The organism is Methylophilus sp. 42, assembly GCF_000384155.1.
Lineage (GTDB): Bacteria > Pseudomonadota > Gammaproteobacteria > Burkholderiales > Methylophilaceae > Methylophilus.
In genome coordinates, this window is record NZ_KB913031.1 from 1,005,167 (window position 1) to 1,025,332 (window position 20,166).

23 protein-coding genes are annotated in these 20,166 nt (G+C 51.7%); 18 read left to right on the forward strand and 5 right to left on the reverse strand.

The annotated features are described in order from the left end of the window. Positions 1 to 131: 131 nt before the first annotated feature. Complete coding sequence (locus tag MET42_RS0104880; protein ID WP_019881691.1) at positions 132 to 992, forward strand: HlyC/CorC family transporter; 861 nt, start codon at positions 132 to 134, stop codon at positions 990 to 992. Positions 993 to 1,057: 65 nt separating this feature from the next. Beyond that, positions 1,058 to 1,450 (forward strand): hypothetical protein, encoded by a 393-nt coding sequence (locus MET42_RS0104885; RefSeq protein WP_019881692.1) that lies wholly within the window; start codon positions 1,058 to 1,060, stop codon positions 1,448 to 1,450. 74 nt (positions 1,451 to 1,524) lie between these two features. Here the strand turns inward: MET42_RS0104885 and mscL are convergent, their stop codons facing one another. Next, the gene (gene mscL, locus MET42_RS0104890; protein ID WP_019881693.1) at positions 1,525 to 1,938 is read right to left on the reverse strand and encodes a large conductance mechanosensitive channel protein MscL; all 414 of its coding nucleotides are present in this window, start codon (positions 1,936 to 1,938) and stop codon (positions 1,525 to 1,527) included. Between the two features lie 171 nt (positions 1,939 to 2,109). Between mscL and panC the strand changes: the two genes are divergently transcribed. The 6 genes from panC to MET42_RS0104920 all read left to right on the forward strand — a co-directional run bounded on the left by panC (position 2,110) and on the right by MET42_RS0104920 (position 7,061). Further along, positions 2,110 to 2,964 carry a pantoate--beta-alanine ligase gene (gene panC / locus MET42_RS0104895; RefSeq protein WP_019881694.1) on the forward strand — a complete coding sequence of 285 codons (855 nt, stop codon included), beginning with the start codon at positions 2,110 to 2,112 and terminating at the stop codon, positions 2,962 to 2,964. A 105-nt stretch (positions 2,965 to 3,069) separates the two neighbouring features. After that, entirely contained in the window at positions 3,070 to 3,450 is a 381-nt protein-coding gene (gene panD / locus MET42_RS0104900; RefSeq protein ID WP_024929679.1) for an aspartate 1-decarboxylase, read from the forward strand. 14 nt (positions 3,451 to 3,464) lie between these two features. After that, positions 3,465 to 3,836: a ribosome silencing factor gene (rsfS, locus tag MET42_RS0104905; protein ID WP_019881696.1), complete on the forward strand. Its 372-nt coding sequence runs from the start codon at positions 3,465 to 3,467 to the stop codon at positions 3,834 to 3,836. Between the two features lie 21 nt (positions 3,837 to 3,857). Continuing rightward, entirely contained in the window at positions 3,858 to 4,325 is a 468-nt protein-coding gene (rlmH, locus tag MET42_RS0104910) for a 23S rRNA (pseudouridine(1915)-N(3))-methyltransferase RlmH (RefSeq protein ID WP_019881697.1), read from the forward strand. Positions 4,326 to 4,327: 2 nt separating this feature from the next. Continuing rightward, positions 4,328 to 5,761, forward strand: a complete 1,434-nt coding sequence (locus tag MET42_RS0104915) for a deoxyribodipyrimidine photo-lyase (protein WP_019881698.1) — start codon at positions 4,328 to 4,330, stop codon at positions 5,759 to 5,761. A gap of 220 nt (positions 5,762 to 5,981) precedes the next feature. Then, entirely contained in the window at positions 5,982 to 7,061 is a 1,080-nt protein-coding gene (locus MET42_RS0104920) for an MlaA family lipoprotein (RefSeq protein ID WP_019881699.1), read from the forward strand. A gap of 81 nt (positions 7,062 to 7,142) precedes the next feature. Here MET42_RS0104920 and pmbA read toward each other — a convergent pair whose 3' ends face one another. Next, positions 7,143 to 8,465: a metalloprotease PmbA gene (pmbA, locus tag MET42_RS0104925; protein ID WP_029512326.1), complete on the reverse strand. Its 1,323-nt coding sequence runs from the start codon at positions 8,463 to 8,465 to the stop codon at positions 7,143 to 7,145. A gap of 73 nt (positions 8,466 to 8,538) precedes the next feature. Between pmbA and yjgA the strand changes: the two genes are divergently transcribed. Both yjgA and MET42_RS0104935 read left to right on the forward strand, forming a co-directional pair. Further along, a complete protein-coding gene (gene yjgA / locus MET42_RS0104930) occupies positions 8,539 to 9,099 on the forward strand; it encodes a ribosome biogenesis factor YjgA (protein WP_019881701.1) in 561 nt (186 codons plus the stop codon). A 77-nt stretch (positions 9,100 to 9,176) separates the two neighbouring features. After that, positions 9,177 to 9,428 carry a sulfurtransferase TusA family protein gene (locus tag MET42_RS0104935; RefSeq protein ID WP_019881702.1) on the forward strand — a complete coding sequence of 84 codons (252 nt, stop codon included), beginning with the start codon at positions 9,177 to 9,179 and terminating at the stop codon, positions 9,426 to 9,428. Positions 9,429 to 9,485: 57 nt separating this feature from the next. Here MET42_RS0104935 and MET42_RS0104940 read toward each other — a convergent pair whose 3' ends face one another. Then, complete coding sequence (locus MET42_RS0104940) at positions 9,486 to 11,456, reverse strand: site-specific recombinase (RefSeq protein WP_019881703.1); 1,971 nt, start codon at positions 11,454 to 11,456, stop codon at positions 9,486 to 9,488. Positions 11,457 to 11,553: 97 nt separating this feature from the next. Continuing rightward, a complete protein-coding gene (locus MET42_RS0104945; RefSeq protein ID WP_019881704.1) occupies positions 11,554 to 12,270 on the reverse strand; it encodes a PDZ domain-containing protein in 717 nt (238 codons plus the stop codon). A gap of 171 nt (positions 12,271 to 12,441) precedes the next feature. Here MET42_RS0104945 and mog point away from each other — a divergent pair, with 171 nt between their 5' ends. Genes mog through MET42_RS0104975 form a run of 5 tightly spaced genes read left to right on the forward strand, consistent with a single transcriptional unit; the run spans position 12,442 to position 15,361 of the window. After that, complete coding sequence (mog, locus tag MET42_RS0104955) at positions 12,442 to 13,041, forward strand: molybdopterin adenylyltransferase (RefSeq protein ID WP_029512327.1); 600 nt, start codon at positions 12,442 to 12,444, stop codon at positions 13,039 to 13,041. A gap of 30 nt (positions 13,042 to 13,071) precedes the next feature. Next, a complete protein-coding gene (locus MET42_RS0104960) occupies positions 13,072 to 13,428 on the forward strand; it encodes a hypothetical protein (RefSeq protein WP_019881707.1) in 357 nt (118 codons plus the stop codon). After that, entirely contained in the window at positions 13,421 to 14,368 is a 948-nt protein-coding gene (gene thiL, locus MET42_RS0104965; protein ID WP_019881708.1) for a thiamine-phosphate kinase, read from the forward strand. The genes MET42_RS0104960 and thiL overlap by 8 nt, the downstream gene beginning before the upstream one ends. Further along, a complete protein-coding gene (locus MET42_RS0104970; RefSeq protein WP_019881709.1) occupies positions 14,352 to 14,861 on the forward strand; it encodes a phosphatidylglycerophosphatase A in 510 nt (169 codons plus the stop codon). The genes thiL and MET42_RS0104970 overlap by 17 nt, the downstream gene beginning before the upstream one ends. Continuing rightward, positions 14,858 to 15,361, forward strand: a complete 504-nt coding sequence (locus MET42_RS0104975; RefSeq protein ID WP_019881710.1) for a CinA family protein — start codon at positions 14,858 to 14,860, stop codon at positions 15,359 to 15,361. Before MET42_RS0104970 ends, MET42_RS0104975 begins: the two co-directional genes overlap by 4 nt. A 6-nt stretch (positions 15,362 to 15,367) precedes the next feature. On the opposite strand, the gene MET42_RS0104980 is transcribed toward MET42_RS0104975, so the two are convergent. Beyond that, positions 15,368 to 15,727: a hypothetical protein gene (locus MET42_RS0104980; protein ID WP_019881711.1), complete on the reverse strand. Its 360-nt coding sequence runs from the start codon at positions 15,725 to 15,727 to the stop codon at positions 15,368 to 15,370. Between the two features lie 272 nt (positions 15,728 to 15,999). On the opposite strand from MET42_RS0104980, the gene recA reads away from it, so the two are divergent. From recA to alaS, 3 genes are read left to right on the forward strand one after another with little or no spacing between them, the layout of a single operon-like run. Next, on the forward strand, positions 16,000 to 17,028 hold the full coding sequence (gene recA / locus MET42_RS0104985) for a recombinase RecA (RefSeq protein WP_019881712.1): 1,029 nt from the start codon (positions 16,000 to 16,002) through the stop codon (positions 17,026 to 17,028). Between the two features lie 5 nt (positions 17,029 to 17,033). Continuing rightward, a complete protein-coding gene (gene recX, locus MET42_RS0104990; protein ID WP_019881713.1) occupies positions 17,034 to 17,522 on the forward strand; it encodes a recombination regulator RecX in 489 nt (162 codons plus the stop codon). After that, complete coding sequence (gene alaS / locus MET42_RS0104995) at positions 17,497 to 20,148, forward strand: alanine--tRNA ligase (RefSeq protein ID WP_019881714.1); 2,652 nt, start codon at positions 17,497 to 17,499, stop codon at positions 20,146 to 20,148. Before recX ends, alaS begins: the two co-directional genes overlap by 26 nt. Positions 20,149 to 20,166 lie beyond the last annotated feature (18 nt).

The window sequence follows — 20,166 nt, forward strand, 5'->3', positions numbered from 1 at the left end:
TGCGTGCCACACACGGCCAGGGATAGCCACGAATAAGTCAGGCAACCCATGTCATGAAGGTGACATTGCCATCCGTTTTCATGTATGCTTAAGTTAACGCGTTATACAGGATGCTGTTTTCAGCAGTAACTATGGCTTCAGAGCCGGATAAGTTGTCTCACAAACCCTCACTTTTAGAACGATTAAGCCATTTTCTTCTGCGCGAGCCAGAAGACCGCGAGCAACTGGTCGAGTTGCTGCATGGGGCTTATGAAAATCACCTGATGGACAGCGATTCGCTGGCCATGATTGAAGGTGTCCTGCAAGTCAGTGAAATGCAGGTCAGGGATATCATGATCCCGCGTTCGCAAATGGACGTCATTGATATTGCCCAGCCGCCAGAAAGCTTTCTGCCGTTTGTCATTGAAACGGCGCACTCCCGCTTCCCTGTCATTGAAGATAATAAAAACGATGTGATCGGCATTTTGCTGGCCAAGGACTTGTTGCGCTATTACGCCAACGAGACATTCGAGCTGCGCGATATGCTGCGTCCGGCGGTGTTTATTCCCGAGTCCAAGCGCCTGAATGTGTTGTTAAAAGAGTTCCGCAGTAACCGTAACCACATTGCCATTGTGGTCGATGAGTATGGTGGCGTAGCCGGGATGGTGACGATTGAAGATGTGCTGGAGCAAATTGTCGGCGACATCGAGGACGAATACGATGATGACGAAGGCGAAGGTAATATCATTCAGCAGGAGCCAGGTATTTATCGCGTCAAAGCCTTGACCGAGATTCCTGAATTTAATGAAGCCATAGGCACAGAGTTTAGCGACGAAGAGTTTTCTACCGTGGGTGGCCTGGTGGTGAATCACTTCGGTCATTTGCCCAAGCGAGGCGAGCATATCCGTATTGATAATCTAAGTGTCACCGTGGTACATGCCGACAGTCGCCGTGTACATGTGTTACTGGTCGAACAGTTGCCGGAAGAGGCGTATCCTATCGAGTCTGTGTAGTGCCTCTTGTATGAACCTATTGCTGTTTTAATTGCCTGAGTTTCTGAATATAAAGGAGAGTCATGATGAGAGCACAAACTTGGTTAAACGGGGTATTGGCTGTTGCATTATTGTCTTTAAGCGGGGCGGTGTTGGCAGGTGCGGCGGCTGGTAAGTTGCCTGAGGACGAGCAGGGCTTTGTGGATGCGGTGGGCAAGTTGAATCGCGCGCAGTTAATTGCATTATTGGGCGAGCCAGCGCGCGCGGAAGATGTGAAGTTAAAAGACAGTGGGCGCGTGGTGGCTTCTATCTGGCATTATCACAATATCAATAAAGATGCCGCGGGGGCTTATTACCCAACCACAGAGCTGGATCTGATTGATGACCAGGTCAGTGTGGTGGTGTTTCTGAATAATGATGGGTCTGATGCCAATGCTGGTCAGACGTATGAAGTACAACCGAATCCCGCCGATTTGTAATCTTTGATTTTTGTGGGTAGTTAAAAAGCAAAGGGCGCCACAGCGCCCTTTGTCATATCACTATCGCCAGAAAATTATTTTTTCAGGCTGTCACGAATTTCACGTAACAAGACGATATCTTCCGGTGTCGCTGCTGGCGCAGGCGCTGGTTCGGCCTGTTTCAGGCTGTTCATGAATTTAACCATCTGGAAAATGATAAATGCCAGAATAACGAAGTTGAGCACAATGGTGATGAAATTACCGTAAGCCAGTACCGCGCCCAGTTTTTTGGCTTCTGCCAGGGCCAGGTCAGCCGATTGGCCGTTGAGTGGCACATACAGGTTGCTAAAATCAAAACCGCCAAAAATTCGGCCGATGACCGGCATGATAATGTCGTTCACCATGGAATCAACGATCTTGCCGAAGGCACCGCCAATGATGACACCGACCGCCAGGTCCATGACATTGCCCTTCAGCGCAAATTGTTTAAACTCGGTCATCACACTCATTCACTTACTCCTGATGTTAATAATTGTAGATAGTTGCAAATGATGACTATAGGCGCGGACTTGCCAGCTTGTCAATTGCCGGGGCGCTGATCTTTTACCTGTCACGGTTGAATAGGGTGCTGTGTGATATATTGAATCATTCTGGTTTTTGATGGATTAAAAAGAGTCTACATGCAGTTGTTTCACAGCTTGCGCGAGTTGCGCGCATTTCTGGCCAGTCGCCGCGACCAACGCGTGGGGTTTGTGCCAACCATGGGTAATTTACATGCGGGGCATTGCCAGCTGGTGACGCTGGCGAAGAAGCATGCGGACCTGGTGGTGGTCAGTATTTTTGTAAACCCGCTGCAATTTGGTGCCAATGAGGATTTCGGCAGTTATCCGCGTACCTTGCAGTCTGACTGTGACAAACTGCAATCCGTGGGCGCTGATGTGGTGTTTGCACCAGCAGTGGAGGAGATGTACCCCGACTTTGATGGTCAGGATTTGCACCAGCAGATGGTGATTCAACCACCGCCGTTGGCCGATGATTTGTGTGGCGCCAGCCGTCCTGGCCATTTTGCTGGTGTGGCGACTGTAGTCGCCAAACTGTTTCATATGGTGCAACCGCAAGTGGCGGTGTTTGGCAAAAAAGACTACCAGCAGCTAATGGTGATCCGCGCATTGGTGCGGCAACTCAATTTTGAGATTGAAATCATCGCCGGGGAAACTGCACGTGAGGCTTCCGGCCTGGCCATGAGCTCAAGAAATGGCTATTTGACCGCAGCAGAAAAAACACAGGCCGCGCAGTTAAATCAGCAGTTGCAAGTCATGAAACAAGCCTTGCTGACTGGCCAGCGTGACTATGCGGCTTTGCAAACGCAAGCCCGTTTAGCGTTAAGCCAGCAGGGCTGGCAGGTAGATTATGTAGAGGTTCGGCGTCAACAGTCACTGACCTTGCCGGATGCGCAGACCCGTGAATGGGTGATACTGGCTGCAGCCAGGTTGGGCAAGACGCGGCTCATCGATAACTGCGAAGTCAGCGCCTGATGCAATTGCATGCGTTTTTTGATAAATTTATTTTGCGCTAAGCCATTGATAACTTTATAATTACGACCTTTTCCGCGCGAGTGGAAGTTCGAGCTAAGGGACGCAATGCAAAGAACCATGTTGAAATCAAAGCTGCATCGAGTGCGTGTGACGCATAGCGAGCTGCACTATGAAGGCAGCTGTGCGATTGATGAAGCCTTGCTGGAGGCCGCCAATATTCATGAATATGAGCAAATCCAGATTTACAACATCAACAATGGTGAGCGTTTCACAACTTATGCCATTCGTGCCGAGCGTCACTCTGGCGTGATTTCGGTGAATGGTGCTGCGGCGCACAAAGCGGATCCTGACGATTTGATTATTATTGCCAGCTATTCCCAGTATACCGAAGCCGAATTGACTCACTACCATCCGCAACTGGTTTACGTCGATGCGCAAAACCGCATTGTCGAGCAAAAAAACCATATTCCTGCGCAAGCCGCCTGATTTTGAATACACCTATGCAACCAAACATTGATACCCTGTCTCTTGAAGAGATGAAACTGGCCGTCGTCGACGCGCTGGAAGATATTAAAGCCTTTGACATCACTGTGATGGACGTGCGCCGTATGACGGCGGTGACCAGCTACATGATTGTCGCCAGTGGTAACTCTACCCGCCAATGCAAGGCCATCGCCGATAATGTGCGTGAAAAGCTGAAAGAAAAAGGCCTGGAAGCGCGCGGCGTAGAGGGCGAAAAAGAAGGCGAGTGGGTATTGGTCGATTTAGGCGATATCGTGGTGCATGTCATGGTGCCAACCACCCGCGCTTATTACAACATTGAACAACTGTGGACCGAGTCACAGACGCGCCGTACAGCGTCTGCTGCCTAAAAGCACGACACTCCTCCAGGTATGAAACTCAATATCATCTCGGTCGGCCATAAAATGCCCGACTGGGTTGAAACCGCCTGCGCGGAATACTTGAAACGCATGCCGCGTGAGCTTGAAACACGCATCATCGAAATCAAACCTGATAAGCGTGCGGCCGGTAAGAATAGTGAAGTGGTGCAGGAAGCCGAAGCCAAGCGTATCCTGGAAGTGGCCGGTAAAGATTACCTGGTGGCGCTGGATGAGCGTGGCCAGACCGTGACTACCTTGCAACTGGCAGAAAAACTCAAAAGCTGGCAGGAAATGGGGCGTGATGTTTCACTGGTGGTTGGTGGGGCCGATGGTTTGCATGCACAACTCAAAACGCAAGCGCAATGGCTGTTCAGCTTGTCTAAATTGACCATGCCGCATGGCATGGTGCGTGTGATGCTGGCCGAGCAACTTTATCGCGCCCACACGGTTCTAAGTGGTCATCCCTATCACCGAGAGTAACGATGTCTAAAGCCCTGGTCTGGTTGCGTCGCGACCTGCGCGATGATGATCATGCCGCGCTGTATCACGCCTTGAAGCGGCATACGCAAGTGATTGTCGCTTTTGTTTTTGATACGGATATTCTGCATGCATTAACGGATAAACAAGATCGCCGGGTTGAATTTATCTGGGAAAGCGTACGCGAACTCAAGCAGTCCTTACAAGCGCACGGCAGTGACCTGATCGTATGTCATGGCCGCGCACAAGTAGAAATCCCGGCGCTGGCGCGCGCACTCAATGTCAGCGCAGTCTATGCCAACAAAGATTACGAGCCGGTCGCGATTGCCCGCGATGAAATAGTAGCGCAGGCGCTGCTTGAGGCTGGTCAAACCCTGCATTTATTCAAAGATCAGGTGCTGTTTGAGCAAGATGAGGTGATGACACAAACCGGCAAGCCGTATGGGGTGTTCACCCCGTATAAAAATGCCCATCTGGCCAAGTTGAATGCCTTTTATTTAAAAGCTTACCCGGTCAAAAAATATATCAGTCATCTTGCGCCCGTGGCGCCAGCGCCCATGCCGACGCTGGCATCGCTGGGGTTTGAGCGCACCAATCTTGCCGCATTGCGCTTGCCAACCGGTATGGCTGGTGCGCAGCAGTTATTCGAGGATTTTCTGCACCGTATCGACCAGTATCATGACGCGCGTAATTACCCGGCGGTCAAAGGCGTGTCTTATCTGTCGGTGCATTTGCGTTTCGGCACAATTTCCATCCGCCAACTGGCGCATGCAGCGTGGCAATTATCCCTGGCGGGTAATAAGGGGGCGGCGATCTGGTTGAGTGAGTTGATCTGGCGTGATTTTTATTTCCAGATTCTGTTTCACCGGCCAGATCTGCAACAAGGTCGTTCTTATAAGCCGGAGTATGAGGCGCTGCCTTTTACCAATGACGCTGACTGGTTTGCTGCGTGGTGCGAAGGGCGCACCGGCTTCCCGATTGTGGATGCGGCCATGCGGCAGTTAAATCAGACCGGTTATATGCATAACCGTTTGCGCATGGTAGTCGCCAGTTTCCTGGTCAAGGATCTGCTCATAGACTGGCGTTGGGGTGAGCGTTATTTTGAGCAAAAGTTAATCGATTTTGACTTTGCAGCCAATAATGGTGGCTGGCAATGGGCAGCCTCGACCGGTTGTGACGCGCAACCTTATTTCAGGATTTTTAACCCGCAATCGCAGTCAGAAAAATTTGATCCGCAAGGCAAATTTATCCGTAAATATGTGCCGGAGCTTGCTGGTCTTGATGATCAGCAAATTCATGCGCCATGGGCAGAGAAATTTCGTAAAAAATGCTTGTTTGATAAAGGCTTAGTGCTCGACTACCCGGTGGCTGTGGTGGATCATGCGCAACAGCGCGAAGAGGCCTTGCGCTTATACAAAAATAATGTGAAGCAAAGATGACATTTGATGTAGAATAAGATCGTTTTACTTCGTGCTAAGGTGAGGTCTGCATCACGCCTGCTGGTTAATTTAACCGACTTTTTAACAATGATCCCTTCAACTTTTAGAAGAGATTTCCGTTAACTGAGATGACACACATTTGCGAAGTACGCACTGCAAGCTGTGTTGGGGATACAACAATTTAAATGCGCTTGAAAAGCTTCTAAACATAATGACAAATATGAAAACATTAAGAGCGATCGTACTGACTGCAGTTTTGGTGAGTGTCTCTGGTTGCGCCACAACCAATAAAGACCCACTGGAAGGCATCAACCGGGGAATTTATAAATTTAACGATGTGGCTGACCGTTATGCCATGAAACCCGTTGCCAAAGCCTACAAAGCCGTTGCGCCTACGCCTGTGCGTACTGGCATCAGCAACTTCTTTAGCAACCTCGGCACCTTGACCACCGTCGTGAATGACCTGTTGCAACTGAAGTTTGCCCAGGCCTTTACCGATGCTGGCCGCTTTGTCATCAACTCTACCTTTGGTATTGCCGGTTTTATTGATGTGGCCAGCATGGATAATGTGCCAAAACACCAGGAAGACTTTGGTCAAACACTGGGTTACTGGGGCGTAGGTTCCGGCGCGTATCTGGTGCTGCCTATTGTTGGGCCGAGCACCGTGCGTGATGCCAGCGGTTTGTTCATTGATACCGTGACTTCCGACCCGATTACCTATTTGCATAATACTGGCCAGATCCGTGCCCACAACCAGGTACGTGCGGTACAGTTGCTGGATAAACGCACGCAATTGCTGGATGCGACCGATTTGGTGGATAACGCGTCGATTGATCCCTATGCATTTATGCGTGATGCTTACCTGCAACGCCGTGCCAGCCTGATCCAGGATGGCCTGGTACCTAAAGAGTTGCTGGAAGATGAGTTTGAGCCTGCAGATGAAGATACGCCTAACCATTCAGAACAAACGCCAGCCACCACGGATGCCGTATTGTTGCAATCTGCCGCGCCAATCGAAGGCACTGCGACTGAGAATGCAGTCACTGAAGGTACACCGGTAGCGCAGCCAGCGCAAGCGGTGGATGCCTCTGAGTCTGTCGTTTCTGAGGCGACCGCTGCTGAAATGGTCATCGAGTTAAGCGAATCTGCGGAAATCGAGCCTGAGGCATTGCCGCCGATGCTGGATCAGTCTCAAGCAGATCAAGAACCCGTGGTTGAAAACGAAGCTGCAACTGCAGCCATGGTTGCGGGTGTTGATGAAACATTGTTGACCCTGGATGCTGCGGCGCCCGCGCAATAGTAGCCGACATCTTCGGTGATACAAAAAAGGCTTTGCGTTGTGCAAAGCCTTTTTTATTTGCTGTCACTGTGACCGCGGTATTTATTCCGCAGACGCGATGGTCATACGCTCAATCAGTATCGATCCAGTCAGTCTTGAGCTGTTCGGAATGGTATCGTTACCAATCGCAACAATGCTTTTCAACATGTCTTTCATATTGCCCGCAATGGTGATTTCTTCTACCGGGTGCACAATCTGCCCGTTCTCTATCCAATAGCCAGCAGCCCCTCGGGAATAGTCACCTGTCACCATATTCATACCGTGCCCCAATAGCTCTGTCACCAGCAAGCCGGTGCCCATGGTATGCAACAGTTGCTCAAGGCTATGGCCTGTTGAACGCACTATGATGTTGTGCGCACCACCGGCATTGCCTGTCGACTGCATGCCCAGCTTGCGGGCAGAATAGCTCCCCAGTAAATATCCTTGCAGCACACCGTTTTCAACCAGTGTGCGTGGGCGGCAAGCCACGCCTTCACTATCAAAGGCACTGCTGGCAGCACCTTTGAGTACAAACGGGTTTTCATCAATCTGCAGCAATGCGCTGGCAATGGGCTGCCCCAGGCTGTCGAGCAAGAAAGAGGATTTTCGGTATAAGTTGCCGCCAGAGATCGCACTAATCAAGGTGCCGATCAGGCCGCTTGCCAATGGCGCCTCAAATAAGACCGGGTATTGCCCGGTTTTGATCGGGCGAGCACCCAGGCGCTTGACGGTGCGCGAGCCCGCCGTCTGGCCGACTTGCTCCGGTGTGGCTAGGTCGTGCGCATCGCGCGCGCTGCTATACCAGTAATCACGTTGCATCAGGCCATCTGCTTCGGCAATCACCGAGCAGCTAATGCTATGGCGCGAACTTGGGTAACCGCCAATAAAACCATGGCTATTGGCATAAGCAAATGCACCGCTCTGGCTATAAATGCTGGCACCTTCGCTGTTGCTAATACGTGTATCTACGGCGAGGGCGGCGGCTTCACAACGCTTGGCCAATGCCAGTGCGGCGTCGACGTCAATCTGCCAGGGGTGGTGCAAGGATAAATCTGGAAATTCTGTCGCCATCAAATCGGCATCGGCCAAGCCGCAGAACGGGTCCTGCGCGGTATATTTTGCAATATTACAGGCGGCCTCAACCGTGTCTTTCAAGGCTTGAGGACTCAAGTCAGAGGTGCTGGCATAGCCTTTTCTCTGGCCAAAATATACCGTGACTGAACAGCCTTTGTCCCGGTTGTATTCAATATTTTCAGTCTCGCCTTGCCTGACGGACACATTCTGGCCGGTGCCAAAACTGACCTCTGCTTCGGCACTGCTGGCACCTGCTTTACGTGTCAGTTGAATAATGTCTTGGGCGATTTGTTGAAGTTGATCCGATTGCATGCTGTACGCGCTTGTTTCTTGCTTGGCAGTTAAAACTGTTATCATACCCGATTTGGCAGAGATTGCTTTTACCATGACATCTGAAACCTTTGATGATTCCCAACCCAGTAAAACCAGATTGAAAGCAGAGGCGGATGCTGCGCAGGAAATAGGCCGTCAATTGGTTGCGCTACCTAAGGATAGATTGAAGAAACTTCAATTAGAGGAATCCTTGCTGGATGCCATTGCCGAAGCCAAGCGCATTACTGCGAATGGCGCCATTCGTCGCCAGATGCAATATATTGGCCGTTTGATGCGTGACACTGATTTGGCGCCTATCGTCGAGCAACTGCAAAAATGGGACGGCAAACACAAGGAAGAAAATGCCCGCTTTCATCACATGGAGCGCTGGCGTATGCGCTTGCTTGAGGATGTTAAAGTGATCGAGTTGTTTATTGCTGAGTTTCCGCAAACCAATGTGCAGCAAATGCGTACCCTGATTCGCAATGCACAAAAAGAGCATGCCGCAGGCAAGCCACCCAAAAGTAGCCGCGAACTGTTTAAAGTGATTCGCGAAGTGATGGAGGGTAAAAGTGGTGCCGAAGATGATGCGTTTGATGCAGAGATGCCAGAAGACGAGTCTTTGGACGATTAATCATAAAACAAGATTGAATTAGCGAGTGGCGACTCTGGGTCAACGACTTGCTAATGACATGAAAGAGGGGAGGCAACATGCACAGCCATATTGATCTGGAACTTGATTTAACGGGTCTGGAAAGTCCGCTGCCCATGTTGAAAACAAAGGATGCGCTGGATCACTTGTTGCCAGGGCAGGTCATGCTGGTAAAAACCACCGCCGCTGGCAGTGAGCAGAATATTCGTAATTTGATCAATAATCACCCGGTCAAATTATTGTCCTTAAACAAGGATAATGGCGTATTTCATTTTTTGATCGCAAAAGAAGCTGTATTGGCGGGTGAATAAGAGACTGCGCATCATGTTTTATAAGCAGGCTGTAAAAAACAGCCTGCTGTTTCAAGTTTATTCCGGTTTTTTTGGCGGTAGTAAAAACTTGCCAGGTTGACGATACAACGCCGTCAACAGTTCCAGCCAAAAAGCTTTCCAGTGACGGTAACGTACTTTTCTCGATTTCATCGCCACATAAATCGCCAGGCCGAAGCTGGTGATCAGGTTGGTGGTACCGACTAATGCGATGCCGAGTATGGTGGTTGCAATAATGTAGTGGCTGACCTGAAAGTCCAGGGCTGGCAAAGCGTAGCCGGCAAATGCCGCCACAAAAGTGACGTGGCGGATATCCAGCGGCAAGCCCAACATAACGCCCAAGCCGGACGCAAAACCCAGCAAGCAGCCAAAGTAGAAGTTACCCGCCAGTGCGCCCAGGTTGTGGCGGATATATTCGGTAATGCGCCACAGGCGATCTTTGCCTAGAAGATTTTGCAGCCAGTGCAAATGGCCTAAACGCTCCGGAATCCGGTTGTAAGCGGCTAAATTGTCGTGGTAGCCAGCGATCAGCCCGGATAAAAACAGGCAGACACCCGCTACCGCGGCATACATGACTGTCAGGCTGATCAGCGGGTTATTACTATCCAGTAAGGCATGCGCTTTTTCGGCGCCAATAAAATGATGGCCGGTGGCTTGCATGATCAGCCAGTCAATCAGGATCGCCATCGGAATTACCACCACCACATTACCCAGAATGGCAATGGTCTGGCTGCTGGTGGTTTGCGCGACGATATTCACCAGGTTATGGATGTTTTTGCTATCGTGGCCATGGTCATCTATGGTGGAAGCGATGGTTGCCGCCGTCATCGCCGGTTGTTTGGTGGCGACGGTAAAGTGCAGCAAATGGATAATGACAAAGCCCAGGCCGTAATTGAGGCTAAACAATATTGCTTCTGTCAGCGGCGGCAGGTGGTAGCTGGCAATCATGATTTTAATCATGCCCATGATGGCGATAATAATGCCCGCGCCCATGGCTGAGCCCATCAGTTTGAAGTATTCATTGCGGTGTTGCGCGATGTAATGCTCGCCGGTGTGGCTGGCGTTTTCAGTCACGCGCAGGGCCAGTAATTCTGTATTTTGGCGCCAGTATTCAGACAGGTTGTTTTTCTTGCATTCGGCATCCACCAATTGTTTGAGCAAACGTGTGATGGCGTGGCTAACATCATGCTTCAGGATCAGGCCATGCAAAATATCCAGCAATAACTGCATGCGTTGAATTTGCTGCAATATCCGTTGCATCAGTGCCGTGAGCGAAATGCTGGTCCCGGTTTTGGCATTCGATTTGCGGATTTCATACGTCAGTTGCTCGCAGCGTTTAAGCACGCTGTACAAATGCTGGATGTCTTCTGCCTGAATCGCCGGCAGTGCCAGAAACTGTTGAATCTCGATGTTCTGCGTAATAAACGGCGAGCCATTCGACTCCAGGTCTTCATGCTGTAAAATCAGCTCGGGATCCAGTCCAGAAGCAGATAAACGATATGACAGCACCTGTAGTGCATCTTTGACTTCCTGGATACAGTTTTGCTGTTGCTGCGCGTCACCCTGGCTGATGTCTAGCGTCTGCATGAAGTCGCGCCAGACGGTGTCCGGCATGCCAATGACCCAGTCGACATCACTGTTTTTGTGAAATATCTGCCCAAACACATCTTTCAGGTATTTGGGGTCTGGCACATCGGGCAGTAGCTTGTGCCAGAGGCGACGGTAGATTTCGGTGAAAAAACCAAGGTCAGACTGGATGCCATGGTCGGAATAGAGCGAAATCACACTTTTTTCGTCCAGTAACCTGAGCAGGCTGTTACGCAATGACAAGGCATACTGTGGATGTTGCTGCAGCAGAAAGCACAAAGCCTGTAACGCCTTGCTGGCGCTCTCGATGTCGGTGGACACCTTGGGGCGGATATCGTCGAACAGCGTCCGCAAGAATTGGATATCGTCCAGGTCACCGGCAGCTTCACGGGCTGCCTGATGCTCGAAGGTAGGTTGAAACATGCACAACACTTTCTGTAATTCTATTTTTAACAAAGGGATTGCCGCTTACATGGGGAGTAGGGTGGCAATCGCTCGGGGGCTACTAAAGTCGTGGCCGTTATAACTGTACATCAGTCGCCAGTGGCTCTCCCTGACGCTCCAATTGCAATTTGACGGCTTTGCCGCGGTATTTTCTCACCAGGTTGGAGAGTTGGGCCGCATCATCCACTTTTTCGTTGTTGAGGCTCAGCAATTGATCGCCACGCACCACACCGCCTTTTTCAGCTGCAGAGCCATGGATCACTGCGATCACGCGTACGCCCTCACTGCTGGCAGTGCTAGTTGGCACATTCTCACCCTGCGTCGCCTGTTTAGGCACCAGTTTAATCACATGGATACCCAGCAGCGGAGGTGGCAGTTTTGCCCAGTAGGTGGCGTAATAGCGATAGCTGCCGGCGGTTGCCGCCACATCTTTTTCGGTCAACGATTGCCCTTTTTTAACCGCTTCTTTGATGACTTCCATTCTGGATGATGGCGAAGCACCACCTGCCTTTTTCATATAAACCAGGATGCTGTCGGCCTGGATAGCACGGCCATGGTTGCGGGCTTGCTCGGCATCGACTTCGCCCGCTTCAAAGCTACTGAACCCCATCAGGTCATAGCCGTTTTCCAGCATCCTGATATTGTCTTCATCGCGGCGCGTACCACTGAACAGCTGCGGTTCTGGGTTCGCTTGCAACGAGTGTAAATCACCCTGATTTTGTGCCTGGTAATGGTTGCTGTAAGGGTTATCTTCTGCCCAGGTGGCAGGGCTGAAGGCGAGGGCTGCCAGCATGGCAGCATGCTTAACATATAAGGACCACTTGCTTGATAAGGAAGGGGCGGGCATAACGGACTGTCCAGGCTTGCACAGGGGGTTCATCGAATTCTCCATGATCGAATGACAGGTTGTAATGTTATGATGTATTGGTACATTAACACAGTCACCATTGACATAGACCAGGTTATGCAAGAACAATTCGCGCGCATTGGATTAGTTTCTATCAGTGATCGTGCCTCGCAGGGCGTATATGAAGACAAGGGCATCCCGGCGCTTACCGCCTGGCTGGCACAAGCCCTGGTTTCTCCATATACCGTCTCCAGCCGCCTGATTGCCGATGATCAAGCGACTATTTCCCAGGCTCTCAAACAACTGGTGGACGAAGAAGGTTGCCACCTGGTGCTGACCACGGGCGGCACCGGCCCTGCGCTCAGGGATGTAACGCCGGAGGCGACATTGGCGATTGCCGACCGTGACATGCCAGGCTTCGGTGAGCAAATGCGGCAAATCAGCCTGCGTTTTGTGCCGACGGCGATTTTGTCGCGCCAAGTGGCGGTGATCCGCAAGCAATGCCTGGTGATTAACTTGCCGGGACAGCCCAAATCGATACAGGAAACGCTGGAAGGCCTTAAAGATAACGAAGGCAATACGCTGGTGCCGGGTATTTTTGCGGCAGTGCCGTATTGCCTGGATTTGCTGGCGACCAGCGACAAACCGATGCCTTATCTGGAAACTGACGAAACCATCGTCAAATCTTTTCGTCCTAAATCTGCCATTCGTAAATAAACTCAATTCTTCAGTAATTAAAGACATTGCATGCGTTACCACACCATTTCCCGGCTGATTTTTATAAGTTGTTTTGCTTTGCTGACCTATTTGTTGCTGATGGAAATGGCGCCAACAAACGATGGCTCGATTTACAAAGACAAAATTCAGCATGTGATTGCCTTTGGTGGTGTCACTTTCTGGGGCTTGTTGGCATTTCAACGTTTTCCTAAAACGACTTTGTTCGGGCTGACCGCATTTGGTGCGCTGATGGAAGTATTGCAAGGCATACTCACTACCACCAGGCAGCCCAGCGTCTATGACTGGCTGGCGGATGTCGTTGGTATTTTGCTGGCTTGGGGCATAGCCACGGTGTGGTTGCGCTGGTGGCAGGGTCGTCGTGGCTGAATTTGCGCTGATTGCCAAATATTTTACCCGGCCGGTACAAGCTGATCTGGGCGTGGGCGATGATGCGGCTCTGATTCGCGTGCGACCTGGCTATCAGTTAGCGGTGTCGGCAGATATGTCAGTGGCAGGCACACATTTTTTTGCCGATATTGACCCATTTGCCATCGGCTGGAAATCGATGGCGGTGAATGTCAGTGATATGGCCGCCATGGGCGCCGAGCCAAAATGGGCCACCTTGTCGATTGCCTTGCCAGAGGTTGATGGGTCCTGGTTGCAAAGGTTTAGTGACGGGCTGTTTGCCTGTGCTGATGCTTTTGGCGTGTCACTGATTGGCGGTGACACCACGCGCGGACCATTGAATATCGCGATTAATATCATGGGTGAAGTGCCGCAAGGCCAGGCATTGCAGCGCAATGGCGCGCAAGCGGGCGATGATATCTGGGTCAGTGGCGTATTGGGGCAAGCTACCTTATGGTTGCAGCATCGTTTAGGCAAGCTGGATGTGCATGCCGAAGAACTCGCTGCGCTGGCCACGGCCATGCACCACCCGCAACCGTGCGTGGCGTTAGGGCTGGCGTTGCGTGGCATAGCTAGTGCCGCACTGGATATTTCAGATGGCTTGCTGGCAGATCTGGCGCACATACTAGAGGCGTCTGCCGTTGGCGCTGAACTGGATTGGGCGGCAATGCCCAAGCCATTGTTGCCGCTGTCGTCAGTGACTGACGCTGTGTTGCAACAGGCAGTGTTGGCCGGTGGCGATGATTATGAATTATGTTTTACTGCTGCGCCGCAGCACAGGGATGCTTTGCAGGCACTTTCAACGCAACTGGGGTTGCACTTGAGCCGTATCGGGAAAGTGACTGCGCATGCAGGTTTGCAGGTGTTAAACGGTGAGGCTCGCATCGACTTATCGCAGAAAGGATATGCGCATTTTGGCTAATGACCGTCAGCCACCGCAGCCGCCAAGTTGGCGCTTGCTGTTTTCACATCCTTTACATTGCCTGAGTTTTGGCCTGGGCACCGGCTTGTCGCCCAAAGCGCCCGGTACCGTCGGCACATTATTGGGCTTTCCACTGTATTGGCTATTGATGAATTTGCCACTCGCACAGCAGTGCTTAAGTTTAGGCGTGTTGTTCTTGCTCGGCGTCTGGTGTTGTGAAGTGACAGGGCGCGCACTAGGTGTCAGTGACCATGGTGCCATTGTGTGGGATGAAGTGGTGGCGATGGCCGCGGTGTTGATCACGGTGCCCTTCACCTTGGGCTGGGGCCTAGCTGCGTTTGCCAGCTTTCGCTTGTTTGATATCTGGAAGCCTTTTCCGATCGGCTGGGTGGATCAGCGCGTAAAAGGTGGCTTTGGGGTGATGCTGGATGATGTCTTGGCCGCAATCATGGCCATGCTGGTATTGCAAGTCGCGCAAGGGTTTTTGTCATGAGCATGCTGCTTGAGTTAAGCACTAGCCTGGGGCAGGCGCTGCAAGAAAAACACTGGCAACTGGCGCTCGCCGAGTCCTGCACTGGCGGGATGGTGGCGCAAGCGGTAACTGCCATCGCCGGTAGTTCAGGCTGGTTTGACCGTGGTTTCGTCACCTACAGCAATGCGGCAAAAACTGAAATGCTGGGTGTTCCTGCTGCATTGATTGCCGAGTTTGGTGCAGTCAGCGAGCCAGTGGCCGAAGCCATGGCGCTGGGGGCATTGCAACACAGTCAAGCACACCTCAGTGCTGCTATCACCGGCATTGCCGGTCCAGGTGGCGGGTCACCGCACAAGCCGGTCGGCACTGTGTGCTTTGCCTGGGTATCTCGCGGTGATGATGACAGAGGCAATACTACGGTGATAGAAACCCGTCATTTTGAAGGCGATAGAACGCAAGTGCGTGAGCAGGCCGCCAGCTATTTGCTGGCTGGCTTGCTTAAGATAGCTAATGCTTTGTAATCAGAACTAGCGGTGATGATGGTGGCCGTGACCATGGCCATGTCCGCCGCCGCCATTCCAGCCACCACCGTAAAAGTTTCTCGGGCCGTAGTTGTAACCGCCATAGCCGCCGTTTCCATACGAAAACTGGATAAAGCCAGGCGCTGGTTGCGGATAAGCCACTGCTGGCACGCCATAGAAGTTACTTTGCGGATGGCGGTAAACGACCACTGGTGGTGGCGCATAATATACCGGAGGTGGTGCGTAGTAAGCAGGAGGGTACGGATTGCCGACCACCACGCCAACAGACCAGTTGTCCTGTGCTTGTGCGCCAAAGGCAGCCAGGCTGCCCAGCGTGAATGTCAAAATATATTTTACGATTTTCATAAATTCTCCTCACACGGAAAACAAATTAATGCTCCCTGAAGCTTTAACGCACCTGTCATCTAACGGTTGACAGCCACTGCGTTCAAATCGGCGATCTTGTCGTTATTCACTGACAGTCGCCGGTGAGCGTTCGCAGTTGGCATTCACTCGCCTAATTCATGGCTTCGCCATTTCACTGATGGTCGATTTATGAAATAATTAGAAGTTATTGTTTGAAGTATATAGCGTTTGTGTAAACAACGCATTTTTATTGGTCAAAGAAAGCAATCAGCATGGATGACAACAAAAGCAAAGCGCTCGCCGCCGCACTCTCTCAAATTGAAAAACAGTTCGGCAAAGGCTCCATTATGCGCATGGGCGACGGCGATATCGGTGAGGACTTGCAAGTCGTCTCCACCGGTTCGCTGGGCCTGGACATCGCGCTGGGCGTAGGCGGTTTGCCGCGTGGCCGGATTGTGGAGATTTATGGCCCGGAATCCTCGGGTAAAACTACACTGACCTTGTCCGCCATTGCAGAAATGCAAAAGCTGGGTGGCGTGGCCGCGTTTATCGATGCCGAGCATGCGTTGGATCCGCAATACGCGGCCAAGCTGGGCGTGAATGTGCCTGAGTTGCTGATTTCCCAGCCGGATACCGGCGAGCAAGCGCTGGAAATTGCAGACATGCTGGTGCGTTCTGGTTCTGTCGATATCGTGGTGGTGGACTCGGTTGCGGCGCTGACACCTCGTGCTGAAATTGAAGGCGAAATGGGCGATAGCCATATGGGCTTGCAAGCACGCTTGATGTCGCAAGCACTGCGCAAGTTGACCGGCAATATCAAGCGTACCAATACGCTGGTGATTTTCATTAACCAGATCCGTATGAAAATTGGCGTCATGTTTGGCAACCCGGAAACCACCACAGGCGGTAACGCACTGAAGTTCTACTCTTCTGTACGTTTGGATATCCGGCGTACCGGCGCGATTAAAAAGGGCGATGAAGTCATTGGCTCTGAAACCCGCGTCAAAGTGATTAAAAACAAAGTCGCGCCGCCATTTAAGCAGGCCGAATTTGACATCATGTACGGCGAAGGCATTTCACGCCTGGGCGAAGTGATTGAACTTGGCACCAACCTCAAGCTGGTGGAAAAAGCCGGTGCCTGGTATAGCTACAACGGTGAAAAAATCGGCCAGGGTAAAGAAAACGCCAAAGAGTTCCTGCGTGAAAATCCAGCGATTGCGGCAGAGATCGAAGCCAAGATTCGCGACAACTCGAATGTGCTGGCCGATAGCATGCCTTCAGCCAGAGGCGAGGACGATTAATTCCGTTGCCACCACCCCCAGCAAAAAAGCCGTTAGAAAAATCCTTACGCCAGCGTGCGCTGGAGCTATTAAGTAAGCGGGAGTATTCTGCGGCTGAGCTGGCGCAAAAGCTTAAGGCTTACGCCGATGAAGCCGATGATATACCGGCCTTGATCGCAGATTTTCAAGCGCGCGGCTGGTTGAGTGATGCACGCTACACCGAACAAATGGTGCATGCGCGCCAGACCAAATTTGGTGCGGCACGGGTGGCTAACGAGTTACGCGAAAAAGGGGTGGATGACGCTCTGATTGCCGAAGCCGTTGCCGGTTTGCAAGAGAATGAAGTAGCACGCGCCAGAGAAGTCTGGCGCAAAAAGTTTAAAGCGGCCGCGACGACGCGTGAAGAATGGGCGAAACAAGCCCGTTTTTTACAAAGCCGCGGTTTTACGTTTCAAGTGATTAAACATATTTTGAATAGACACGCAGAAGATGACAGTCCAGAAGACTACAGTTAGTTACGGAAGTAACCCTTCCAGCAAGCAAATCCGCCAGGCTTTCCTGGATTTCTTTGCTTCCAAAGGCCACCAGGTGGTGACTTCCAGTTCGCTGGTGCCACATGGTGACCCGACCCTGCTGTTCACCAATGCGGGTATGAACCAGTTTAAGGATGTGTTCCTCGGCTTTGACAAGCGCGCTTATACACGTGCGGCGTCAGCCCAGAAATGCGTGCGCGCAGGCGGTAAACATAACGACCTCGAAAACGTCGGTTATACCGCCCGCCACCACACCTTTTTTGAGATGCTGGGTAACTTCAGCTTTGGCGACTACTTCAAGCGAGATGCGATCAAGTTTGCCTGGGAGTTGTTGACCGAGGTGTATGCCTTGCCCAAAGAGCGCTTGATGGTCACCGTCTATGCGGAAGATGACGAAGCTTACGATATCTGGAATAAAGAAGTCGGCGTGCCTGCGGATAAAATTGTACGCATTGGCGACAATAAGGGCGCCCGTTATGCGTCTGACAATTTCTGGATGATGGGCGATACTGGGCCTTGCGGCCCCTGTACCGAGATTTTCTATGACCACGGTGCGCATATTCCAGGTGGTCCTCCGGGTTCGCCTGATGAAGATGGCGACCGCTTCATCGAAATCTGGAACAACGTCTTCATGCAGTTTAACCGCGATGAAGCGGGCGTGATGCATCCTCTGCCTAAACCTTCCGTTGATACCGGTATGGGCCTGGAACGTATTTCTGCCGTGTTGCAGGGTGTGCATGCCAACTACGAAATCGACCTGTTCCAGGCACTGATTAAAGCAGCAGCCCGCGAAACCCATACCGCTGATCTGGATAGCCCCTCACTCAAAGTGCTGGCTGACCATATCCGTGCCTGTTCCTTCCTGATTGCCGATGGCGTGATTGCCGGCAATGAAGGCCGTGGTTACGTGCTGCGCCGGATTATCCGCCGCGCGATTCGTCATGGTTACAAATTAGGCTGTCGAGCCGCGTTTTTCCACAAGCTGGTCGCGGATCTGGTGGCTGAAATGGGTGAGGCGTATCCTGAGCTTGTGAGTAACCAGGCACGCATCACCGATATCCTCAAGCAGGAAGAAGACCGCTTCTTTGAAACTATTGAAAACGGCATGCAGATTCTGGAAGCCGAACTGGCGACCAAACCTGCTATTTTTAATGGCGACCTGGCGTTTAAGTTGCATGATACCTTCGGCTTTCCGCTGGATTTGACCGCAGATATCTGCCGTGAGCGTGGTGTGACCGTGGATACGGCTGGTTTTGATGCTGCCATGGCGCGTCAAAAGGAACAGGCACGCGCGGCCGGTAAATTTAAAATGGCGCTGAATCTTGAATATGATGGCGCGGCGACGACATTCCATGGTTACGATAAACTGGAAACTCCGGCCAAAGTACTGGCGCTGTATAAGGATGGTAGCGCAGTCCATATCTTGAATGAAGGGGATCTGGGCGTGGTGGTGCTGGACCATACGCCTTTCTATGCTGAATCTGGCGGCCAGATTGGCGACAGCGGTGAGCTTAAGTCTGCCAACGGTATTTTTGCCGTCGAAGATACGCAAAAAATCCAGGCGGCGGTATTTGGTCACCATGGCGTACTAAAAACCGGCAGCTTGTCAGTCGGTGATACGTTAGCTGCCAAGGTCAATTTGCAAGCGCGTGCCAACACCATGCGTAACCACTCTGCTACGCATTTGATGCACAAAGCCTTGCGTGAAGTGCTGGGTGAACACGTGCAGCAAAAAGGCAGCCTGGTGGATACGGAAAAAACCCGATTTGACTTTGTGCATAATGCGCCGATGACGGATGCAGAGATTGCCAAAGTGGAAGCCTTGGTGAATGCGGAGATTCTTGCCAACGCAGCCACGCAAGCACGTGTGATGGACATTGAGTCTGCGCAGCAAACCGGTGCTATGATGCTGTTTGGTGAAAAATACGGTGACGAGGTGCGCGTGCTGGATATCGGTACTTCCCGTGAATTATGTGGTGGTACCCATGTCAGTCGTACCGGCGATATCGGTTTGTTTAAAATCACCGCTGAGAGCGGTGTGGCTGCTGGCGTGCGTCGCGTGGAGGCGACCACAGGCGAGGGTGCATTGAAGCTGGTGCAGACGCAACAAGCCCTGATTAATCAGGTGGCTGGTGAGTTGAAAGCGCCAGCGCATGAGCTGCCTGCCAAGATCACCCAAGTGATGGATAACGTAAAGTCGCTGGAAAAAGAACTTGCACGCTTGAAATCCAAACTGGCATCTTCGCAGGGCGATGACCTGGCGGCACAAGCCCTGGATATCAATGGCGTCAAACTGCTGGCGGCAACGCTGGAAGGTGCTGATGCCAATGCTTTGCGCGAAACCATGGACAAGCTCAAGGATAAACTCAAATCTGCCGTCATTGTTTTGTCCAGTGTGGCTGACGGTAAAGTCAGCCTGGCAGCAGGCGTAACTGCTGATTTAACGGCCAAGGTGAAAGCAGGTGAGCTGGTGAATCATGTGGCAGGCCAGGTCGGTGGCAAGGGCGGTGGCAAGCCTGATATGGCGATGGCTGGTGGTACCGAGCCTGCCAATTTGCCGCAGGCACTGGCAAGCGTGAAGGCCTGGGTAGAAGCAAAACTAAATTAATTCAATTGATTAACAGAG